Source organism: Novosphingobium sp. NBM11, from assembly GCF_015390225.1.
GTDB lineage: Bacteria > Pseudomonadota > Alphaproteobacteria > Sphingomonadales > Sphingomonadaceae > Novosphingobium.
Map to the genome: position 1 here is coordinate 3,180,699 of NZ_VUOG01000001.1, position 21,156 is coordinate 3,201,854.

Annotated in this window: 15 protein-coding genes and 1 pseudogene; 8 read left to right on the forward strand and 8 right to left on the reverse strand. The window is 63.6% G+C overall.

The window, feature by feature from the left end:
* Nucleotides 1–80 precede the first annotated feature (80 nt).
* Nucleotides 81–3,149 carry a TonB-dependent receptor gene (locus F1640_RS15600; protein WP_194919996.1) on the reverse strand — a complete coding sequence of 1,023 codons (3,069 nt, stop codon included), beginning with the start codon at nt 3,147–3,149 and terminating at the stop codon, nt 81–83.
* Between the two features lie 221 nt (nt 3,150–3,370).
* On the reverse strand, nt 3,371–4,507 hold the full coding sequence (locus F1640_RS15605; RefSeq protein WP_194919997.1) for an AraC family transcriptional regulator: 1,137 nt from the start codon (nt 4,505–4,507) through the stop codon (nt 3,371–3,373).
* Here F1640_RS15605 and F1640_RS15610 point away from each other — a divergent pair.
* Together F1640_RS15610 and F1640_RS15615 are read left to right on the forward strand one after the other, a co-directional pair.
* On the forward strand, nt 4,506–5,288 hold the full coding sequence (locus F1640_RS15610; RefSeq protein WP_194919998.1) for an enoyl-CoA hydratase/isomerase family protein: 783 nt from the start codon (nt 4,506–4,508) through the stop codon (nt 5,286–5,288). The two genes, F1640_RS15605 and F1640_RS15610, sit on opposite strands and share 2 nt — an antisense overlap.
* An 11-nt stretch (nt 5,289–5,299) precedes the next feature.
* Nucleotides 5,300–5,689, forward strand: a complete 390-nt coding sequence (locus F1640_RS15615) for a beta-ketoacyl synthase N-terminal-like domain-containing protein (protein ID WP_194919999.1) — start codon at nt 5,300–5,302, stop codon at nt 5,687–5,689.
* A gap of 125 nt (nt 5,690–5,814) precedes the next feature.
* Here F1640_RS15615 and F1640_RS15620 read toward each other — a convergent pair whose 3' ends face one another.
* The 5 genes from F1640_RS15620 to F1640_RS15640 are packed head-to-tail and all read right to left on the reverse strand — an operon-like array spanning nt 5,815 to nt 14,096.
* Nucleotides 5,815–8,262 carry a DEAD/DEAH box helicase family protein gene (locus tag F1640_RS15620; protein WP_194917675.1) on the reverse strand — a complete coding sequence of 816 codons (2,448 nt, stop codon included), beginning with the start codon at nt 8,260–8,262 and terminating at the stop codon, nt 5,815–5,817.
* Nucleotides 8,259–10,166, reverse strand: coding sequence for a TniQ family protein (locus F1640_RS15625; protein ID WP_194917677.1), 1,908 nt, complete (start codon nt 10,164–10,166; stop codon nt 8,259–8,261). Before F1640_RS15625 ends, F1640_RS15620 begins: the two co-directional genes overlap by 4 nt.
* The gene (locus F1640_RS15630; protein WP_194917679.1) at nt 10,163–11,293 is read right to left on the reverse strand and encodes a TniB family NTP-binding protein; all 1,131 of its coding nucleotides are present in this window, start codon (nt 11,291–11,293) and stop codon (nt 10,163–10,165) included. The genes F1640_RS15625 and F1640_RS15630 overlap by 4 nt, the downstream gene beginning before the upstream one ends.
* The gene (locus F1640_RS15635; protein WP_194917681.1) at nt 11,290–13,407 is read right to left on the reverse strand and encodes a DDE-type integrase/transposase/recombinase; all 2,118 of its coding nucleotides are present in this window, start codon (nt 13,405–13,407) and stop codon (nt 11,290–11,292) included. Before F1640_RS15635 ends, F1640_RS15630 begins: the two co-directional genes overlap by 4 nt.
* Nucleotides 13,404–14,096, reverse strand: a complete 693-nt coding sequence (locus tag F1640_RS15640) for a hypothetical protein (protein WP_194917748.1) — start codon at nt 14,094–14,096, stop codon at nt 13,404–13,406. Before F1640_RS15640 ends, F1640_RS15635 begins: the two co-directional genes overlap by 4 nt.
* Before the next feature lie 91 nt (nt 14,097–14,187).
* Here F1640_RS15640 and F1640_RS25845 point away from each other — a divergent pair, with 91 nt between their 5' ends.
* From F1640_RS25845 to nhaA, 6 genes and pseudogenes are all read left to right on the forward strand, one after another.
* On the forward strand, nt 14,188–15,051 hold the full coding sequence (locus tag F1640_RS25845; protein WP_309229277.1) for a thiolase family protein: 864 nt from the start codon (nt 14,188–14,190) through the stop codon (nt 15,049–15,051).
* Nucleotides 15,051–16,214, forward strand: coding sequence for an acyl-CoA dehydrogenase family protein (locus F1640_RS15650; protein ID WP_255530382.1), 1,164 nt, complete (start codon nt 15,051–15,053; stop codon nt 16,212–16,214). Before F1640_RS25845 ends, F1640_RS15650 begins: the two co-directional genes overlap by 1 nt.
* Nucleotides 16,215–16,233: 19 nt before the next feature.
* Nucleotides 16,234–17,007: an SDR family NAD(P)-dependent oxidoreductase gene (locus tag F1640_RS15655; RefSeq protein WP_194920001.1), complete on the forward strand. Its 774-nt coding sequence runs from the start codon at nt 16,234–16,236 to the stop codon at nt 17,005–17,007.
* Nucleotides 17,008–17,010: 3 nt separating this feature from the next.
* On the forward strand, nt 17,011–18,588 hold the full coding sequence (locus F1640_RS15660; protein ID WP_194920004.1) for a class I adenylate-forming enzyme family protein: 1,578 nt from the start codon (nt 17,011–17,013) through the stop codon (nt 18,586–18,588).
* Nucleotides 18,589–18,591: 3 nt separating this feature from the next.
* Nucleotides 18,592–18,942: pseudogene (locus F1640_RS15665) on the forward strand (transposase); the annotation flags it as partial.
* An 80-nt stretch (nt 18,943–19,022) separates the two neighbouring features.
* Nucleotides 19,023–20,282 carry a Na+/H+ antiporter NhaA gene (gene nhaA, locus F1640_RS15670; protein ID WP_194920006.1) on the forward strand — a complete coding sequence of 420 codons (1,260 nt, stop codon included), beginning with the start codon at nt 19,023–19,025 and terminating at the stop codon, nt 20,280–20,282.
* 9 nt (nt 20,283–20,291) lie between these two features.
* Here nhaA and F1640_RS15675 read toward each other — a convergent pair whose 3' ends face one another.
* Nucleotides 20,292–21,149: a Rossmann-like and DUF2520 domain-containing protein gene (locus tag F1640_RS15675; protein WP_194920008.1), complete on the reverse strand. Its 858-nt coding sequence runs from the start codon at nt 21,147–21,149 to the stop codon at nt 20,292–20,294.
* Nucleotides 21,150–21,156: the final 7 nt, after the last annotated feature.

Below are 21,156 nucleotides of genomic sequence, written 5' to 3' on the forward strand. Positions count from 1 at the left end.
CATCTCTCTCCGCCTTCCTCCGGTCAACTTCGCGCCGGATGTTTCAGCCGCCCCCGGCCCCGAAGGGCCGGAGCGCATCTTCAGAACCGCATTCCCGCAGTCAAGCCATAGCGCCTCGGTTCAAGGGTGAAGATGTTGGTCACCAATCCTTGCGACTGATCGCCGATGCCAAATCCGGTGATTGCGCTGTTGTTGGCAAGGTTCTGGACCCAGCCCCGCAAGTACCAGCGATCCTCGGGACCATTGACCTGCACCTGCGCATTGATCTGGCTGTATCCGGCGACCCGGTTTATCGGGCCGTTGAAGATGTTGCCGTAGCTATCCCCGATATAGATCAGATCGGCGCGGGGCACGACGCTCAGGCCGCTGCCAAGGCCGATTTCGTATTGCACCCCCACGTTCCACTTGAAGTTGGGGGCCAGCGGCAATTGCTTTCCGCGGACGTTCTGCGCCAACCCGACGTTGGTGACTGAAAACGGCAAGGCTCCGGTCGGAGTGGAAAGCAGCGCGCGCAACGGTGCGCTGGGATTGGCGATGGTCGCGGCTAGGCTGGAGCAGAGGCTGAAGGCGCCGGTCGCGCTCACCCCGCTGCCCACTGGAAAGGCGCTCGGTCCGGCAAGCCCGACCGCACTGTTGACGAGCGATACCAGTTGGCGGGCGCCAGCACCGTTCCCGGCCGTCGTGGGCGTCACGACGCAATTATAAGCCGCGCTGATATCCTTGATGATAACCGCATCATCGCGTCCGGCGGCGGGATCACGCGGATTCTGGATGAACAGATCGCCCGTCACCCGCGTGTGCAGGTAGCTGAACCCCAGATTGATCGACAACGACCGGGTCGGACGAACAACGGCCTCCGCTTCCAGCCCGTAAATATCGGCATCCACGTTGTCGTTGACCGCCGTGCGGTTGATCGTGCGGGAAAGCTGCATTCCCTTGTACTGGTAATAGAACAGGGATGCGTTGAGCGACAGGGCGCCATTTGCGAAGCGGTTCTTGGTCCCGATCTCGAAGGCGTTGAGATATTCGGGTTTGAATGTCGTGGACGCACCCAGGCCCTGCGCCAGCGGTGGATTGATCCCGCCCGACTTGTAGCCCCGCGAATAGGACGCATAGATCATGTTGTCCTGGGTGATGCGGTAATCGAAGACCGCCCGGCCGGTCATCGCGCTGAAAGTCGCGCGCTTGACGGCGTAGCTTTCGCACCCGCTGACCGAACCATAAGCGCCCGCTATGGCCGCGCCGCTTGGCGAACAGGATGTCGAGGGATCGGCATCGAAGCCCGCAGCATAGGGCGAACCGAATGCGTCGGCGGTGCCGTAGGGCACCAGGAAGTTCAGAAGCTGGTTGCGGGCGCGATTTTCCTTTTGGTCGTGATTGTAGCGCAGTCCCAACGTCACTTTCAGGCGATCGTTCGGCGTCCAGTAGGCTTCGCCGAACAGGCCATAGCTCTTGAGCCGGAAATCGGGAGTGTAGTTGTCGTACATTGTCGGGCCGAGATAGCTCGGCGGCGTCGGCGTACCCGTGAGCGTGCGGCCCAGCGACGTGAGGGCGCCCAGAACAGCGCCGGCATAGTCCAGTTCAAAGGCGTTCACGTTGTAGTGAAAATCAGAGAGCCTGTTGTCGAGATAGGTAGCGCCGAGCAGGAAATTGAAGGGGGAATCGAATTTGCTGGTAAGCAGAAGCTCGGCAGACCAGGTCTTTGTCCGCAGCGAGGAACGGTCCGTCGTCACGGGGCTATCGCCGCACACCCGGTTCCCGCCGAACACCCCGGTATTGGAGGCAGTCGGAACCGAGGAACACAGCACCCCGGTCGGGCCGTTCGGCATGAGCGCCGCCGCCGCCGGTGCGAAATAGGCGGCGGAACCGGGAATGCCGGGAATGCCCGAGGTCGCATAGTTTTGCAGCGTGGCAAGGGCGCTGGCATAGGCGGAGCGGTTGACTACGGCCTGGCCCCAGTCCTGCGCCGAAGCCACCGCGCTCTCGCTGTACATTCCGGTCAGATCGAGTTTGATCTTGCCGAAGTCATGATGCAGCGAACCCTGGATCTGCGTTTCATGCGTTTGATATTGCGGATCGAACGACGTGTTAATGATCCGGGGATCGGACGGCTTGACCTGTCCTGAAAGCACGTCCGGGCCGGCAAGATTGGTAAGCCCCAGGGCACCGAAGGCCGCGCCCAGAACGGCGCCACCTTGGGCGCGGAACAGTTGCTGGGACGGCAGGGTGCCAAGCAGCAACCCGTTGGCGTTGACGTATTCGCTGCCACGGCTGTCGGGAAGGCAGCCCAGAACCCCGGTGGGATCGCGATGGCACAGCTGCTTCTGGCTGCGCATCCGATGGTCCTTTTCATTGAAATAGGACCCCATCAGGTCGATCGTGGTGTCCGGACCAACCTCCCAGCGGAGCGAGCCGCGCAGGCCGTACATGTCGCGATCGTCGATGCGATGGTTGTTCGCGAGGTTGAGCGTGTATCCATCGCGCTTGAGATAGAACCCGGCAAGGCGGACCGCGATCGAGTTCCCGATCGGCACGTTCAGCATGCCCTTCGTCTTGACCCCGTTGTAATTGCCGTATTCGCCTTCGGCACTTGCGACGAACTTGCCGATCTGCGGCCGCGCAGTGATGAAATTGACAACGCCCGAGGTCGCGTTGCGCCCGAACAGGGTGCCCTGCGGGCCACGCAGAACCTCGATCCGCTCCATATCGTAGAACTCGGTCTCGAACAGGCGGGTATTGGGTGTGGGCGATCCGTTGATGTGAATCCCGGTTGCTTGATCGCAGGTGGCGCCCACGCAGAGATCACCCACGCCGCGAATGGTGAAGCTGGAACTGGTGAAGCTGGTCTTCGTGAACGTCACGTTCGGCAGGGTCAGCATCAGGTCGCTGGTGTTCTTGATCTGCTGCCGTTCAAGCGCTTGCGCATTGAACGCGGAAACCGCGATCGGGATGACCTGAAGCGATTGCGCCTGGCGCTGCGCCGTAACGATGATTTCGCCGGTCGGCACCGCGTCGGCCCCGGCAACATCGGTATCCGAAGTCGCACCGGACGGCGCGACGGAGGGCACGGCGCTTCGGGCGGTCGCGGCGCCGGAAAAGGCAAGCAGGGCTGTGCCCGATAGCAGGCTGATGACTTGAGCTCTGGTCATTATATCCTCCCCGTTTGGCAACGAGGCCCGCCCCGGTGGATTTGAGCGCAACGCCCCAAACCCTCGCCAGGCGAGCCATGTGTCGGGGCTTTCTTGGAGCGATTATCGCGCTTTCGCCTGTCCGCGCCGCCTAATCACCGGTCATTTGCGGTTGATCCTCAATGCGCCGGAACGGGTGGGGTCAGGACGCACGCCGGTGCGGGAGCGCCGGTTGTCGCCGGTCAATGCCGATAGGCGCTCGGGGCCTTGCCCTTCCACCGCTTGAACGCGCGCGTGAAATTGCTGGCATCCGTGAAGCCCAGAAGGAACGCGATCTCCGTGATCGAGAGTTCATTCTGCTGCAGGTATCCCAGGGCCAGTTCGGAGCGGGTTTCGTCCAGCAGTTCGTGAAAGCTGGTGCCGCGATCGGACAGGCGCAGTTGCAGCGCGGTCTGGCTAAGCCCCAGTTCGCGCGCAATCCGGGCACGGGTGCAGTGCCCGCTGCTAAGTTGCTCGACAATCGCTGCGCGCGTGCGGGCAACGATGTCCGTGCGATTCAGTTTCGCCAGACATTCATTGGCGATCCTGTCATTGAACTGGGCGAGATCCGGGCAAGAGCCTGCCAGCAATTCATCGACGATCGCGGCATCGAATTCGACCATGCCTTCCGCACACCCGAATGCCGGCAAGGCTCCGAATGCTTCCAGGTAGGGTTGCGGCCCCCCGGCCGGGCAGGCGCGCATCAGGCAGACCTGGCCAGGTGCCAGCGGCTTGCCCAATAGCAAGCGCATGAAGCGGAACATGAAGGCCAGGAATGCGTCCTCGGTTTCACCACACAGGTTGGTGCGACGATTGAAATGCAGGATCACCCGGTCCTGCACCCTTTCCACGCGCAGCACCGCCGCTTGGGAAACGATCGCGAAGTACCGCTCGAGCCGGAGACAGAATTCCCACAGCGTGCGGCTTGCCATCAGGGCGTAGCCGAGCGCGTGAATGTTGGAAGCGTGAATGTAGCGGGCGACGCTGAGCCCGAAATAGGGATCTCCGGTCGTTTCCACGCACACCATGAACAGGCGCGTCACCTGCTCGCTCGTCAGACGTTCGAGCGGATCGTTTCTGTCTGCCGTCGCGATGCCGGCGCGAGCGAAAACCGGTTCGCTGGCCACACCTCCGCTTTCGAGCGCACGGGCTATCGCGCCGGTGTAGCCTGCGATGACGGAAGGCATCGAACTGGAATGCAGCACGGTGGTCGACATGACGACCAAGCTTAGCGCCGCCAAGATCAAACGCAAATGACCGACAATTGGGCGGGGCGGACAGGCGCGGTTTTCAGGTTCGCGGCAAGGAAAGGGCAGATCCCAGAACCGGAACCCACGCATGATCGAATCCGAACTCCTCGTCGAAACCCACGGCCCCGTGACGCGGCTTGTCATGAACCGGCCGCAGGCGATGAACGCGCTCAATCTGGCGATGCTCGATCGCTTCAGGGCGGAGCTTCCCCGGTTGGCGGAAGATGCTTCCTGCCGTGTTCTCATCCTGACAGGAACGGGGGGCGCTTTCTGCGCCGGCGCCGATCTCAAGCAAGCACTGGGGAAACCGCCCGCCCCGGGCGAAGCGGATTTTCTAGATCGCGCCCGCGAGGTGCTTTATCTGCTGGCCGCGTTTCCCAAGCCGCTGATTGCCGCGCTGAACGGGGTGACCATGGCCGGCGGGCTCGAACTGGCCATGTGTGCCGATATCATGCTCGCGGCCGAAAGCGCGCAGATCGGCGATGCCCATGCCAATTTCGGAGTCTATCCCGGCGGCGGCGGAGCGGCGGTGCTGCCACGCCTGGTGCCGCTCAATACCGCGATGTACCTGCTGTTCACGGGCAAGACCCTGCCAGCCGCCGATTTCAAGGCACTTGGGCTGGTCAGCGAAGTCCATCCCGAAGGCGAGCTTGGCGATGCCGCACTCAGGTTGGCCGCCGCGATCGCGCTGAAAAGCCCGATCGCGCTTCGGCGGATGAAGGAAGTGGCGCGGACGAGCGCCGACAAGTCGCGCGCCGATGCCTTGCTGCACGAACAGGTCATGCTGCGCGCGCACCTGCGCTCCGCCGATCTGGCCGAAGGTCTGGCCGCCTTTGCCGAGAAGCGCGCCCCGCGCTTCACCGGCCGATAAGGAGGCGCCCGATGACCCAGGTCTATATCGCCGGTGTGGGGATGACCCCCTTCGGCCGCCATCTCGACAAATCGATCCATGACCTTTCCAGCCAGGCGGTCGCGCTGGCGCTGCGCGATGCCGGGGCGACCGCCGCCGTCATCGAAGCGGTCTTTTTTTCGACGGCCACCAACGGTGCCCTGCAAGGACAGCATTCCATTCCAGGGCCGATCGCGGCCCGTCGGGCCGGGTTGAGCGGTGTTCCGGTATTCAGCGTCGAGAACGCCTGCGCTTCAGGCTCTTCGGCCTTCAATCTTGCGGTTCAGGCGATCAAGGCGGGGGCTGCGGATGTGGCTCTGGCGCTTGGCGCGGAAAAGATGAACGTCGCCGACAAGGCCCGGATGTCTGTGGAGAATCGATAAGCGCATATGACATTGGCGGTTGCAGGCAGTATCTGGCGGCCTTCGAGAACCATAAATCTCATTCGCAGAATCGGTTCTCGATTCGCCGGTGGCCCCCGAGAATCGATAAGTGATTCTGCCCCGGATTACTCGATGGTGTAGCCGAGCGCGCGATATCCGGCCTGACGCTTGGCGGCCATGCGTGAGAGCATCGGGACCGCATCGTCGACATAGTCATAGACGAGCACGTCAGTTTTCCCGGCGTGCCGCCGATGCAGGCGCCCGACATACTGCGCGAGCGTCCCTTTCCAGGAGATCGGCATGGTCAGGAACAGCGTGTCGAGACGGTCGTCATCGAACCCTTCGCCGATATAGCGGCCCGTTGCGAGGATGAGCCGCTCCTCGCTGTCAGGCACACGCAGTGCCGAGTCTGCCACCTTGCGTTCCGCTGCGCTCATCCCACCCCGCAGCACCACGAGATTACGCACGAACCGGGATAACCGGCCCTGCAGATATTCGAGATGGTCCTTGCGCTCTGTCAGGATTACTGGCGAGCGCTTCGCCTCCAGGGCACGGAGCACGTCATCGAAGATAAGATCGTTTCGGGCCTCGTCCTGCGCCAGCGCGGCATAAACCGCCGGCATCGGCGGTCTGTCCATGATCGCGAGCGGCTGCGGCAGCCGGAATGCTGTGCGTCGTTGCCGTGTGCGATGGGCGATCCCCCGGCGAGCGGCCTGGGTTCGCGCATCTACCCGATAGCGGATCGGGCCGCATTGCATGAAGATGATCGGCTGATGCCCATCCTTGCGCGCAACCGTGGCGGACAGGCCGAGCACGAACCTGGCCTTGGCGCGCCGGGCTACAAGTTCGAAGCTCGCCGCGGACAGGTGATGGCATTCGTCGACGATGAGGTGACCATAGTCGCCAACCAGATCCGAGACCTCGCCGTGCCTTACGAGGCTCTGTATCAGCGCCACGTCGATCACGCCCGTAGGCTTTCGCTTGCCACCGCCGATCGTCCCGATCAGCTTCGGATCGATATCGAGGAACGTTCGCAGCCGTTCGACCCATTGGCTGACCAGCTCCTTACGATGGACGAGCACGAGTGCATTGACCCGCCGCTTTGCGATAAGGTGTGCGGCCACCACCGTCTTGCCGAACGCCGTCGTCGCGGCCAGCACCCCGTCATCATGTGGATCGAGCGCCTCGACCGCCCTTTGCTGGGGTTCTTCGAGATCACCCTGGAAGGACAGGCCGTCCGGGAGCGGAGTCCCTGCCATTCGCTGGTCGTCGATCCTGACAGTGCTTCCATGAGCAGCTATAAGCGCAACCAGTTCGTCGAGGCATCCTCGCGGCAGCCCGATATGTTTCTGGTGAAGCTCCGCGCAGGAGATGATCCTCGGTTTGCCGAACGTCGGCAGGCGCATCGCCTGCGCCCGATAGAACTCGGGATTCTGGAACGCCGCGAGCCTGACGATCTGCGCGGTTAGCGCCGCCGGCAACCCAGTCCGGTCGATGTAGACCTGATCGCCCAGCACGATCCCAAGTGTCTCGGGCAGCGGTTCGGCCACAGGCAACAAGGGCGGCCGCCGGGACGGTGTCATCCGCCAGGGCTCGGCGGCATGCTCGTCCTCCACCGGCATCCGCACACCCAGCACCCGCCCGCGCATTTCCGCGTCGGCCACCATGCGCGCGGCGTCGTGCGCATCCAGCTGCGACAGCGAAGACAGGAACGCCCATTGATCGGGATAGGGGCGCAACTGCTCATCCACGAACAGGCTGTTTCCACGCCGGCGGGCATGCCCCTGCAGCGGCAGCGCGATCAGATTGCCGAACCCGCCGAGCGGCATGGTGTCCTGGCTCGGGAAGAAGCGATCATAGGAGCCGAACCCGATCTCCGGACGCCGCTCCATCGTGTCGGTCAATAGCGATGCGCCCAGCGCGCGGGCGGTTCGTGCCGGCACGGCGTCGGCGAAGAATATCCAGACATGGCCGCCATTGCCGGATCGGGATCGCTCGAGCGCGGCGGACACCCCTCGCAGGCGGCAGGTTTCCATCATGGCGAGCGCGTCCTCGGCCCAGCTCGCCTTGTCGAAGTCGGCCGCGAGGAACCGGCAGCTCTCGTCCGCAAGCAGCGGGTAAACGCCCGCCACAAAGTCGCCCGCGTCGGATCGCGATACCGCCCGCCCACGCAGATGTTTGTCGATCACCTCGTCCGTCACGGGCAGGAACGCCTGGTGCGCGCACTCGCCGCATTTGACCTGCGGCTTGTCACAGAGTCCGCGTTTCCACTCATTGCCGCAGGCGGGCGCATAGCCGCCGCGCCCGGTCTTGCGATTCTCCCAGCGCAGTGGGAAGACATCTTCACGACCGGCGAACAGCCTGCGGAACAACGCGACCTTCTTGCCTGTCGGCGATGTCGCAGTTACCGGAGGATCGGAGAACAGGGAGATCGCATCAGCTTTTCGGTGCTCGGTCGATTGTTGCGTCGCGACGGCATCCAGCGCTGCGATCACCGCCGCCCGCTCGTCATCCAGGGCCTTGAGCCGGGCCCGCAGCCGCGCCGCTTCATCTGTGCCGGCAGATCCGTTCACATCGCTGCAGTCGTTTCGGGCAACCGATCACGATAGACTCCACGGATCACTTTTTCGGCGCTCTCGCGGTGATAGAAGGGCTGCAGCTTTCGGCTTCCAACGATCGCCGGCACCAGACCGGCGCTTCGCAGATGTTGATGAACCCTGACGGCATGGGTAGCTTTGCTGGGGATACGCGCCAACTCGGCAGCACTGACGAAGCGCGCACCGAACGCTTCGACCTCCGCTCGCCGTAAGGCGGGCACGATCCTGAGCCGTGTCTGTTTCCTGTCGATTGTCAGCCATCCCATTTGTTTGAGCTTTGCAACCGTCGGGATGGTCACGCCGAGGTGGCGCGCGGCTTGCGCCATGAGCATGAACACCGGATCATCCTTATATTCGAGGCCGGCGATCACCGCGTCGGTATCGACCAGTATCTGCGCAATGCCTCGTTCGCTGCGTAAGCGGCCCGTTGCCCTGATCTGGCCGCGCAGCAGCCCGCCGATAATCGCCTCCGAGGACCGATAACAGATGCGCACGGCGCGCAGGATCGTCTCGCTGCCCGGTGGCGGCGCTGTGACGAAGGGCGCATCGCCGTGCAATGCAATGAGGAAGCGGTCGAGATCGGCCAGACGATACTGTGCCGGGATCGACGCTCCACCAAGCGGGAAGGCGCGGGGAAGATAGCGTCGCGTTATGAGCGCCTTGAACAGCCCGAGACCGACGCCGAGATAACGCCGTGCCTCCTCGGGAGAACAGGACTCGCGGAAGAAGGCCGTCAACGGCTCCTCGAGGGATTTCGGCACGACCATACCCCGGGCGTTGCTGGACAGCGAGTCGATCAACCTCAATGCCGCAGCTACGGTCGCGACCCGTTCAGCGGATACGCCGCAGAGCTTCGCCAGACCGCCTAGCGTGGTGAGATCGCCTTCTGTTGCGGGTTGGCGGAACAACATCGTGCCTGCTGTTATCGGCACATTCTTCACCACATGATTCTTGACGGTCTCCCGGATTGGCTCGAGAGCCGGATTGGTGGACAGGCCGAGCCAGTATTGCAGACGCCCATAGACACCCACGGGCGTCAGGCGCTTGAGCGGACATGCTGCCAGCATCCCGTCCAGCATCTTTTCGAACTGGTTGGGGAAGTCCTCGCAGACCGCAAAGCCCGCCGCCATGGTGCGGGCACGCTCCGCAGGCTCCTGCCGGCGCCAGCTGACGATTAATCTGCCCCAGCGTGCGACCGAGCCCACCCATTGCATGATCTCGGCGGCGTCCGCGAACGCCAGGCTGTCGAGGAACGCGTGGGAGATGCAGGGGCCATCGCCAAGCCTGCCGACAAGATAGGCATCGCCGATCTTGCCGTCCGACGTGATCGCTTCAGTACATTCCTGCGTCAGATCGTGCCCACATGTGCAACGCGCTGGTGACAGGTCCGAACGGCGGAACGCGTGCCGACAGGCAGGACATGTCGCCAGCAGCGCCCGACCATGATGAGGACAACTCGATACCTTCGCCAGATCCCACCAGGAGCGCCGCCACGGTCGACAGGCGACCGGCCCGTGACCCTGCTCGATATCCGATCGCATGCAGTCCGGGCAGATACGGGCGAAGTGACAACTATAGCTGATATTGCCGCTGCGGCTCACCAGCTCACCTGCAAGGACGCTCCCACCCTCGGTCTGCATTATCGAGTTACGAAGCAATGTTTCGAGCGGCACGCCGCTGAGCCGCGCGATATCGTGAAAGCGTCGCCCACGCTCCATATCCCGAACGAAGTCGGTCCGGTCGACCAGCGGCACCTGACGCGCAAATTCCAGCTGGGTTTCACAGCCATGCCGCAGGGCAAGCCGGTTGAACAGTGCCCAGCCTGGCTCGAACGCTGCCGGCCGCACCCGCAACGCAAGTCGAGTTGCCGATGCTGTCATAATCCCTCGCGCACGAAGGGCCGCAGGGGTTGCGCGCCGCTTCCGCGCAGCTTTGTGACGCGGCTCATATTCCTGGGCGACGGAGGTACGGTGTCGCGCAGCCAGATCTCGCGTAGGCGTTCGGCCGAACACAGGAAGGGGTTGTCGTGGCGGGCCGGGCCGCCGCTCGGAACTGACGGTTCATCCTCAAGGATCGCATCGAAGTCCAGCATATCCCTGACGTCGGGCTCATAAATCGGATGCCAACCCGCATGAACTTCTCCCAACAGGTTCAGATCGATCGACCGTCGGCCGATCGCCAGTGCCACGCTCAGCGCCTGGCTCAGATATTTGGAGACGATCCCGATCTCGCCGCCCGTCGCGACGTAGATGCGTTTCGCCATCTCATGCTTCGCGAGGCCGGACGCATCCGGCAACCCCATCATCTTCTCCATGACGCCAAGCACGCCAGAGAACATCGTGCGGCCGCTCCGGGTCGCCCAGTCATAGGGCTTGAGGATGATCGTCGGTTGCAACCGACGGCGCAGTTGCATCGTCTTCTCGCCCGGCACGGAGATGTCGAGCAGCCGGGGAAGACCCGCGATCACGATCTGGACTTTCACACGGTTGAGCAATGACTTGATGAACTCGGTCACTTCCGCCGTCATGTCGGGATTATTCTCGTTCACCATGTGATGCCCTTCATCGATGAAGATCATCTCGGTGCCCGTCTCCTCGGCATAGAAGGCGATCTTCTCGATCACCTCGCTGGTGTTCCAATGGTCCCGCGCACGATAGCCGTAGGCGCCGAGGATCGCCCCTACCAGCGCCCGTCGCGTCGTCCGTTCCGGTGCTTCAACATAAACAATGCGGCGGATATCGGCGTCCTCTGTGGCGCTGTCGGGATAGTCGGCCATATAGTCCTCGAGCGCCGTCGTCTTGCCGGACCCAGCAGAGCCGATGATGAGCAGGGCCCGGGCCTTGAAGCGTCGGCTGTCCTCGCGCGGGCGGTATCGGCCATGTAACTCGCGGATCGCCGCCTTCGCTTCCATGTGCCGCGTATGCGGGATCACCGTGGTCTCGAACGCAAGCACGGCGTCGGGCACCGCTGGCCGTGCCGATAACTTCGCGGCGCGATGATGTGTCATCGCCTCGGGTCCGACCATTGTGCAACCAGAGCCTCGATGTCCGCGTCGAGATCTATCACGGGAGGCGACGGCACCGGTGGCTGTTTCGTCGCACGTGGTGCGGTTTCTACCGCCGGTGCCTGCGTTCCTATTTCAGGCGGTCCCTTTTGGCCTTCGATCGGCGTGAAGTAGCGACCGTCGGTCTCGTACCGCGCTGCCCGCGTCTTGCTGCGGACTTTACTCGCCTCACTTTGCAGCTCTCCCGCCGTCTGTTCGGCAAAACCGCGCGCTGCTTCGAGATCGGCGACCGTCACCGGCGCATTCTTCGGCAGGCTTCGCTTTGCGATCGAGCGATGGATCTTGTGCTGATATTTGGAGACGCCCCGCGATATGCTCTGGTCGACACACGGGATCATCAGCCATTCGCCGCGCTCGTCGTCGAGCAGCCAGACCTCACCCAGATCATAGGGATCATAGCGTAACTCCCAGTCTTTTTCCAACCCGCCGCGGCGCGCCAGCAGCGGTTCGAGCTTCTCCCGATCAGCATAGAGCAGCCCCTCATATTGGATGCCGATGTTGGAGATGCGCCGGAAGAAGGTCTCTCCGGTCAGCCGTACAATATGGTCGAAGTCGGGAACTGGGCGCACCGGGTAAAGCGCGCTGAGTTCTCGCCAGCGCTCATAGGGCGTGCATTTCAACGTATCGTGGACGCTGTGATGATAGTCGTCGACGATCCACTTGAGGATACGACTACGCACATCCTCGAGCGACAGCCTTGCCCGCGCCACCGGATCATAGAGATCCATGGTCCGCGACAATGTCGTGCCTTCCTCATGGCTGAACACCTGCACGCCGATGGTCTGGAACACGCGCTCGACCGCGCCCTTCAACCATGGCATTTTCACCGGCAGATTGACGATGCCGATGTCGAGCATCCTGGCGGCCGACTGCAGCGATTGCGACCGGAACTCCTTGCCGTTGTCGCAGATCAGCCATTCGGGCACGCCGTGGCACGGCCAGTCATGCTCAATATCGGCGAGCCCGGAGAGATCCTTCTTCCACAGGGAATGGGCAAGCGCTCTCTGAAGTGAGGCATAGGACGGCGCCTCGAAGCTCAGATGCACCCCTATAATCATGCGGGTGGCGCGATCGAGAAGCGCGGTGAGCCAGGGCCGCCCCAAGGCGCGGCCGCTGTCCGGATGCACCACCACCAGATCGATCAGGCAATGATCCACCTCCACTTCTTCGAGCGGCCGTTCGGGCGGGCTCCGCCGCTCGAAGATGCCGAACTTCAGCCAGGCGGCGCGCCGGCCGAAGCGACGCTCATATTCCTGCCGCTCGGTATAATTGTCGCGGATAAACACGCGGAAGGTCCGGTCGCTGACCGCAGGAACATTCTGTTCGCGGCACAAATCGACATAGCGGCGATAGGCATAGTTCTTCCGCCGCCGCGGCATGCCCAAATACCAGACTTCGACGGCCTGCCGCATGAGCTTGTAGGTATCGGGATGATCGCCGTCCTCGCGCGCATAGCGGGGTTGGCGTGCCCCGCGCCGATGATAATGCGGGATCAGGAGCCGGACATCCCGGCCGTGCCGGCTCCATACGCTATACCACGCCCGCACTGTATAGGGATTGGGCCGGGCCGCTTCCTTGGTGCGGCGCGGCTCGCCGTTCCCTTTTCGCCGCTCCGCGGCCATCCGGGCCGCAAGCGCGGCATCCTCGCGTTCCCATTGTTCATGATGCGCGGCGAAGACAGCCTCAGCGGCAGCGGCATAGGCGCCCATGAGTGTCGGGTGCTCGCCGCGAATCGCGTCGACCATGCGTACATAGGTGTCCCTGCGCTCGGCCTCGCGGCGGATTTCTTCGGGCCAGAACTCCCAGGTTTTCTCCAGCGTCTCGGCGATCACCTTGGGCAGGCCGTCCGCATTGCAAGGATGATGCGCCAGCCGCCGGGCGCCATAGACGATGTCGATTTCATCGTCGCTCCATGTTCGCGCATCGCTGCCGCTCTGCGGTCGCAGAAGATAGCCACGGCGCTTGCGCTCGATCACCAACCAGAGCGCCACCTGACCTTGATCGTCCCGGATCGAGAGCGTGTCGCCTTGCTGGAAGCACATCGGCGTTGCGTTCATTTCGCATTCCTTCCCCGCATGAGGACCGTGTCGTCATCGAGCGGTCGATCGAGATCCACCACAAGCTCGCCGACTGCCACGAGGCCGAGCACAATGTTGACATGCACGGGTCGGCCGCCGAGTGCCTCGGCGGCTGCGCCCAGGTTCGACGGAAAGGGGAGGCGGGTGATTATGGTGTGTATCGCGAGGAGGTTTTCTGCCGCCAGCACCGCCACCGTTGCGCGCAGCCGTCGCGCATTCGATAAGCGTGGCTGTCGCCGGATATCGGTGTCGAGCCACATCTCGTGCCGGGCCCCACGTGCGACGCACTCAGCTTCGATTGCTGGCAACCGTCCGCCCAAGGTCGGATCAGCCGCCAATCGTGTGGCCAGTTTTACCTGCCGGTAGATGACTTCGCCGCTCACCGTCTCCAATCGGATATCGGGGGTGTAACGCCGCTGTCGGCCTGCTTCCGTCCAAACGAACGTTGCCGGTTGCACCCCGAACTGCGCAACATCGGGATCGAAGTCGAGAAGCAGCAGCGCATCGCGCTCGAGCAGGCTCTCATAAGGTAGCGCATCGCCAGCCTTGATCGACTGATACCAGCCCGTGCACGATCTTTGCCCCGGCCGTCCTGCCGGATTTCGGGCGAACCGCACCGTTGCGCCAGAACGCAAACGGGCAGATTTGTCGGTCACGCCGGCATCCACTATTCTCCTTGCGGGAACGACTCGAATTGCCGGTTCAGTATAACTGCTTCCGCAAAGGGCGTTAATCGGTTCCGCTCAGAGGATGTTCGCTGTGTTCGACAGTGGCTGGGACGTTGAAACGGTGGAGGCGAACAAGGCCACGTTGCTGGCGCTGGGCGCCGGAATGGAACCGCCGCCGGGAACGGTATCGGACAAGCCCTATAGCGTGTTCATGGATGTCTATGCGGCGTTCTGTCGCCAGCACATGCAGCGATATGGCACCACCCAGCGCCATATCGCCGCTGTCGCGGCCAAGAACCATCAGCATTCGGTCCACAATCCGCTCGCCCAGTTTCGCGACCCCATGTCGATCGAACAGGTCATGGCCGCACCGCCGATCACGTGGCCACTGACCCTGCCGATGTGTTCGCCGATCAGCGACGGCGCGGCCGCGGTAGTGGTATGCAGCGAAGCGGGCCTGCGCCGCCTCGAAGGCGCATCACGCCGGGCGGTGAAGGTGCTGGCCAGCGTGGTGCTGACGGGGATTGAACACCATCCCGACGATCGCGAAAGCGGCATTGGCTATCGTGCGGCCTTGCGGGCCTATGACCACGCCGGAGTGGGGCCGGACGCCGTCGATGTCGCCGAAGTGCACGATGCGACGGCCATGGGCGAACTGCTCAACGTCGAAGCCCTGGGGCTGATTCCGTTCGGCATGGCAGGCTCCGCCGCCGAGCGCGGCGAGTTCACCCTGGGCGGCCGTGTTCCGGTCAACACTTCGGGAGGACTGGAATCGAAGGGGCATCCCATCGCGGCGACCGGATTGGGGCAAATCCACGAACTGGTCACCCAGTTGCGGGGGGAAGCGGGCGCGCGCCAGGTCGAAGGCGCGCGCATTGCCGCTCATGAAAACGGCGGCGGCCTGCTCGGTATCGAGGAGGCGGTGGTCGCCGTGAATGTGTTCGCGAAAGGCTAATGGCGGTGGGCAAGGTCATCCAGTCAGACGAGCAGGCGATGGCGGTGGACGGGCTGCGCCGATTCCTTGCCGCTGAGGTCGATCCGCTGTTCAGCAAGGACTATCGCGACCGGTTCATGCCGCGCGATGTAATGGCTGGATTGATGCGGCGATTGTCCGACTTCGGGCTGGTCAGCGGCGTCGTCAGTCCAGCAGCGGGCGGTCTGGGACTGGACTGGCTGACCTCGCTGATGCTGTTCGAGGAAGTGGCCGCCTGCTCGGTCGACCTTTCGGTGCCGGTGCTGATCAACGCTTTCGGTGCCTACCTGCTGGAACAGGTGGCCTCGCCAGAGCTGCGCGCGCGTTATCTGCCGGGGCTGATCGCGGGCGACAGTTTCGTTTCCATGGGCATATCCGAACCCGGTGTCGGCTCCAACGTGATGGAAGTGCGCACGCGGGCACGCCGCGATGGCGATCATTGGATTATCAGCGGCGAAAAGACCTGGATCAGCAACGGAGCCTATTCCGATTTCCTGATCTGCCTGTGCCGGACCAGCGACGATCCGCGCCACGGACTGACCCAGATCCTGATCGACCGCCGGGAGCATGGTTATGAGGTGCGCGGGATCGACAAGATCGCCTTCAACAGCCAGTCGACCGCAAAGATTTTCCTCGACGACGTGCGGGTGTCGGTGGCCAACACCATCGGAGAGGAAGGCGGTGCGCTGAAGCGCACGCTTGCGCATTTCGAAAAGTCCCGCGCTTTCGTCGCCATGCAGGCGGTCGGCCTTGCCCGCCGCGCGCTGGAAGAAGCGGTGGCCTATGCCAAGGGCCGCCGACAGCACGGCAAGGTGATCGCCGGGCATCAGTTGATCGCGGCGATGCTGGCTGAAATGGCAACGCAGGTCGATGCAGCGCGACTGCTGGTCCATCGCGCCGCACAATTGTTCGACGCGGGAGAGCGCGCCGAAATGGAAGCCGCGATGGCGAAATACTTCGCCTGTGAAGCCGCGGTCACCGTCGCTCGGCAGGCCGTGCAGATCCATGGCGGCAACGGGGTGACCAGGGACTTCCTGGTAGAGAAGCTGGCGCGCGAAGCGATCGTCTGCCCGATCCCCGAAGGCACCACCCAGATTCAGCAACTGATTATCGCCCGCGCGCTGACCGGCGTCGCGGCCTTTTGAATCCACAGGGAGTGAACGCATGCAGATTGCCGACAAAGTCGTGGTCATCACCGGCGGCGCATCGGGCCTTGGCCTTGCCACCGCGCGCTATCTGATCGCGGAAAAGGGCGCCAGGGTCGCGCTGTTCGACGTCAACGCCGAAGCCGGCAACGCCGCCGTGACTGAACTGGGCGATAGGGCGATGTTCGTCGCGACAGACGTCACCAGCGACACCTCGGTTCGCGCCTCGGTCGCGGCGGTGGTCGATCGGTTTGGCGCGGTGCACGCCTGCATCAACTGCGCCGCGATCCTTGGCCCCAGCAAAGTGCTCGACAAGGACGGCAAGGCCACCTCGCTTGCCCGCTTTGCCCAGATGGCGATGGTCAACCTTGTCGGCGTATTCAACATGATGAGCCAGTGCGCCGAGGCAATGACGCGCAACGATCCCGAAAATGGGGAAGAGCGCGGCGTGGTCATCAACATCTCGTCCGGCGCGGCGTTCGAGGGGCAGATCGGCCAATGCGCCTATTCGGCGACCAAGGCCGGCGTCATTGGCCTGAATATCCCTGCCGCGCGCGAGCTTGGCGCGCAAGGAATCCGGGTCAACGCGATTGCGCCCGGCCTGTTTCTCACCCCCATGGCGGCACAGGTGGCGCCCGAAGTGCTGGCCTCGCTCAAAGCCATGACCGAGGCGCCCAGACGGCTGGGCGATCCCGCCGAATTCGCGCATTGCTGCGCCTTCATCATCGAGAACGCCTATCTCAATGGCGAGACGATCCGGCTCGACGCCGCCTCGCGTTTGCGGGCGCGCTAGGCGATGAAGCTCAATTTCTGCCGGGTGATGCGCGCGCTTGCCCAACGCCATGGCGATGCCGAGGCGGTGGTCAATCTCGAGCGCGGACGGAGGATCAACTTCCGCGATTTCCACCTGCTGACCAACCGCATCGCCAATACGATCCGTGGACCATTGGGAATCGGCCTTGGCGATCGCTTCCTGTTGATTCTGGAAAATGACAATCTGGCGCTGATGCACATGGCGATGTTCCTCAAGCAGGAAGGCACGGCGGTGCTCACCAACATGCGAGATTCGCTCGAAGAGCATCGCCGCCAGATCGAATGCGTCGCGCCAAAGCTAGTGATCCTGGAAAACCGGCTGCTCGCAACGCATCTGCCGATGCTGCGCGAAGCCGGCTGCGTGGTGGTAGCCATGGATGCGGCGGCCGATCTGCCGGCCGACGTCCAGTCCCTGCCAGACCTGATCGAAACGGCATCGGACGCGGACAACGACGTCGCGCTCGAACAGAACAGCCATATCGCCATGATGCGCTTTACCGGGGGGACCACCGGCAAGGGCAAGTGCGCGATGTACACGCCGGACAATATCATGGCCTGCCGCGACAGCTTTTTCATGCATGGCGAACTGGGCTGGGATGCCGCCACGCGCGTTCTGCATGTGGCCCCCCTCTCGCACGGTTCGGCGATGCTGTACTATCCCACGCTGTTCTCGGGCGGAACCAATATCACCATGAACGCGCTCGATCTCGATGCATGGATCGACGCGGTGGAAAGCGAACGCGTGTCGCATTCCTTCCTCGTGCCTACCGCGCTTTACCGGCTGCTGGAATTGCAGAAAGCCGCTCCGCGCAATCTGGCTTCGCTACGCACCCTGATCTATGGCGCGGCGCCGATGAGCCCGGCGAAGCTTCAGGACCTGCTCGACTGCTTCGGTCCGATTTTCGTTCAGTCCTATGGCGCGACCGAGGCTGCGATGATCATCAGCCTGCTGGGGAAGGCGGACCATCGGACCGACAACGAGGCGGCGATTGCCCGTCTGGCATCGACTGGCCGGATCACGCCGGGGGTTGAGGTGTTCATCGCCGATGAGGTGGGCAACGAACTGGCAACTGGCGAGATCGGCGAAATTTACATCCGCTGTCGCGCCATTGTCCAAGGCTATTACGGCAATCCTGAGCAAACAACTGCCGAGTTCGCGGGCGATTGCTGGCATTCGGGCGATCTTGGCCGCATCGATCAGGAGGGGTATCTCTATCTTGTCGATCGTCTGAAGGATATGATCATCAGCGGCGGCTTCAACGTCTATGCCGTGGAAGTGGAAGCCGCCCTGGCCGAACACCCGGCCGTGCTGATGAGCGCGGTGGTCGGCAGGCCGCATCCTGAATGGGGCGAGGCGGTGCACGCCGAAATAGTCCTGCGCGAAGGGGCAGGTGTCGCCGAACGGGAATTGATCGACCACGTCAAAGACCGCCTTGGCAGCTACAAGGCGCCGAAGTCCCTTGCATTCGTGGATACGCTGCCCCTGTCGCCAGTAGGGAAGGTACTCCGTCGCGAGGTTCGGCAACGTTACTGGGGAAATAATGCCCGATTGATCAACTAGAGGCTGTTTTGGACTTGTGAGGAATGGTCGCTGATCGCGCCATACCTGACGCTTAAGCGAGAGGATGCGGGGCAGCGTGAGCAAAGCCTTCGTGAAGTTTTCAACGACCTGCGCTACATCGTAAAGACGGGTGCGCCATGGCGCTGGATGCCGAATGATCTGCCGCCTTGGGCAGGCCATCACCGGCGACACGGTCGATATCGCCTATGTCGATTAAGGCTATACCGGCGCACGGGCAGCCAATGCCGCAGCCGTCCATGCATCAGGCTGGAAGTCATCAAGCTGCCCGAGGCAAAACGGGGCTTCGTGCTCCTGCCACGTCGCTGGGTCGTCGAGTGTTCCATCGCGGGGGCATCCGAGGGTTGCGCATGGCGGGCACCCGTCGCATGGTCGCGCTTCGCCCTGAAAGTATCTGCGGCGTTCAAGGAGTTGCCATGAAATCTGCGGGGCGTTCCCCATCGTTGCTGTTGCGTTTCCTGCAGAGCGAAGCGGCTGGTGGCGTGGTGCTGATGCTGGCGGCGGCACTGGCCATGGTGATTGCGAACGGGTCGCTGGCCGACGCCTATTTCCACCTGCTGCATGCCGGAACCGGGCCGGTGCTGAGCGACAAGCTGGGGCCGATGACCGTTCACTTGTGGATCAACGACGGGCTGATGGCGATCTTCTTCCTGTTGGTGGGGCTGGAGATCAAGCGCGAGTTCGTCGACGGGCGGCTAGTCACCTGGCAGCAGCGGCGGCTGCCGTTCCTGGCGGCGCTGGGCGGCATGGCGGTGCCGGCTGCGTTCTTCCTGCTGGTATCGGGCGGTCATCCCGATCTGCGTGCCGGCTGGGCGATCCCGGCAGCGACGGACATCGCCTTCGCCATCGGCGTGATGGCGCTGCTGGGCAACCGGGTGCCGACGTCGCTCAAGCTGTTCCTGACCACGGTGGCGATCGTGGACGACATGGGGGCGGTGGTGATCATCGCCGTGGCCTATACCGCCAGCATATCCTGGCTGGCGCTGGCGGCCGCCGGCGGAATCTTTGCTGCGATGATGGTGCTCAACCGCATGGGCGTGCGCCATCTTGGTGTCTATCTGGCCGGCTTTGCGGCGCTGTGGCTGGCGATCCTGATTTCGGGCGTCCACGCGACGATCGCGGGCGTTTTGGCGGCGCTGACCGTGCCGATCGTAGCGACGCCCGGCACGCCCGATGCTGAGGATTCGCCGCTGCACCGGCTGGAACATGCGCTGCATCCGGTTTCGGCCTGGTTCGTGGTGCCGGTGTTCGGGCTGGCCAATGCCGGGATCGCATTGGGCGGAAGCGGCCTGCACGCGCTGGGTGATGCGCTGCCGCTTGGCATCATTGCCGGGCTGTTCCTGGGCAAGCAGGCGGGCATCTTCTCGGCGATCTGGCTCTCGGTGAAGGCGGGCATCGCGCAGCGTCCGCGCGGGGCGACCTGGTTGCAGGTCTATGGCCTTGCCGTGTTGTGCGGCATCGGGTTCACGATGAGCCTGTTCATCGCCATGCTGGCCTTTCCCGGGGCAGCGGCGTTGATCGACGAAGCGAAGCTGGGCGTGCTGGCCGGGTCGGTGTTGTCCGGATTGCTAGGCTTCGCGATCCTGCGCCTGGCACCGCGCGCCGCCGACCAGGCCAGCGTCGAGAACGATCTGGCGCGCGAGATCGACGAAGATGGCGACGTCAGGACGCTGTGACGGTGCAGCTCAGCGGCTGAGGTCTTCGCGCAGCGCATCCTGCGCTGGCGCGCCTTGCCGTTCGAGTTCGTCCAGCGTGGCGAGCGCCATCGCGCGGTAGGCCGGCAGCACAGCGGGACAGGCGCGACGCATCGCATCGATGTGGCCGCGCACCGTATCGGCATCGCCACGCAGAAGCGGGCCTGACAGGGCGGAGAACCCACTGGTAAGGCTGTTTTCGAGTGATGCCTGAACCAGAGGGGCGAGAAGGGCGCCGGGAGTGTCCACGCCGGCCGCGCGCAAGGCAGCGGAGGCGCCCGCAATCAGCGTGACGAGGTGATTGGCCGCGTGCGACAGGGCGGCGTGGTACAGCGTCCGATGTTCCTCGGCGATCGGGGCCGCGACGCCGCCCAGCATAGCGACGACTTCCCGAGCCTTGGCGTCTGCCCGTGAATCGGCCGCCGTGATCGCGAACGGCGCGCCGGCCATGCGCCGCACTTCCTGCGCGGGATCGCCGGTGAAGGTCATGGCGGGATGGATCGCGGCGGTCAGTGCACCTTTCTCTCGCAATGGTGCCAGCAGCGCAGCGCCGCTGCGTCCGCTGACGTGAAACACGAGCGGCGCGTGGGAGCACGCACCGCCAAGCGCGAGTTCTTCGACGAGCGCAGCGATGGCATCGTCCGCCACGCAGATCGCAACCACGTCCGACCGGGCCATCAGCACGGCGCATGTCTCGGCCGTTTCGACACCGGCGATGGCAGCGAGTTTATCGGGCGAGCGGCCCCACATCGTCACCGTGGCGTGGCGGGCAAAGCCCAGTGCCAGCGCGCGCGCCACGCGGCCAGTGCCGATGATGCCGATGCGGCGGATGGAGGGTGCAAATGCCATCCGACCG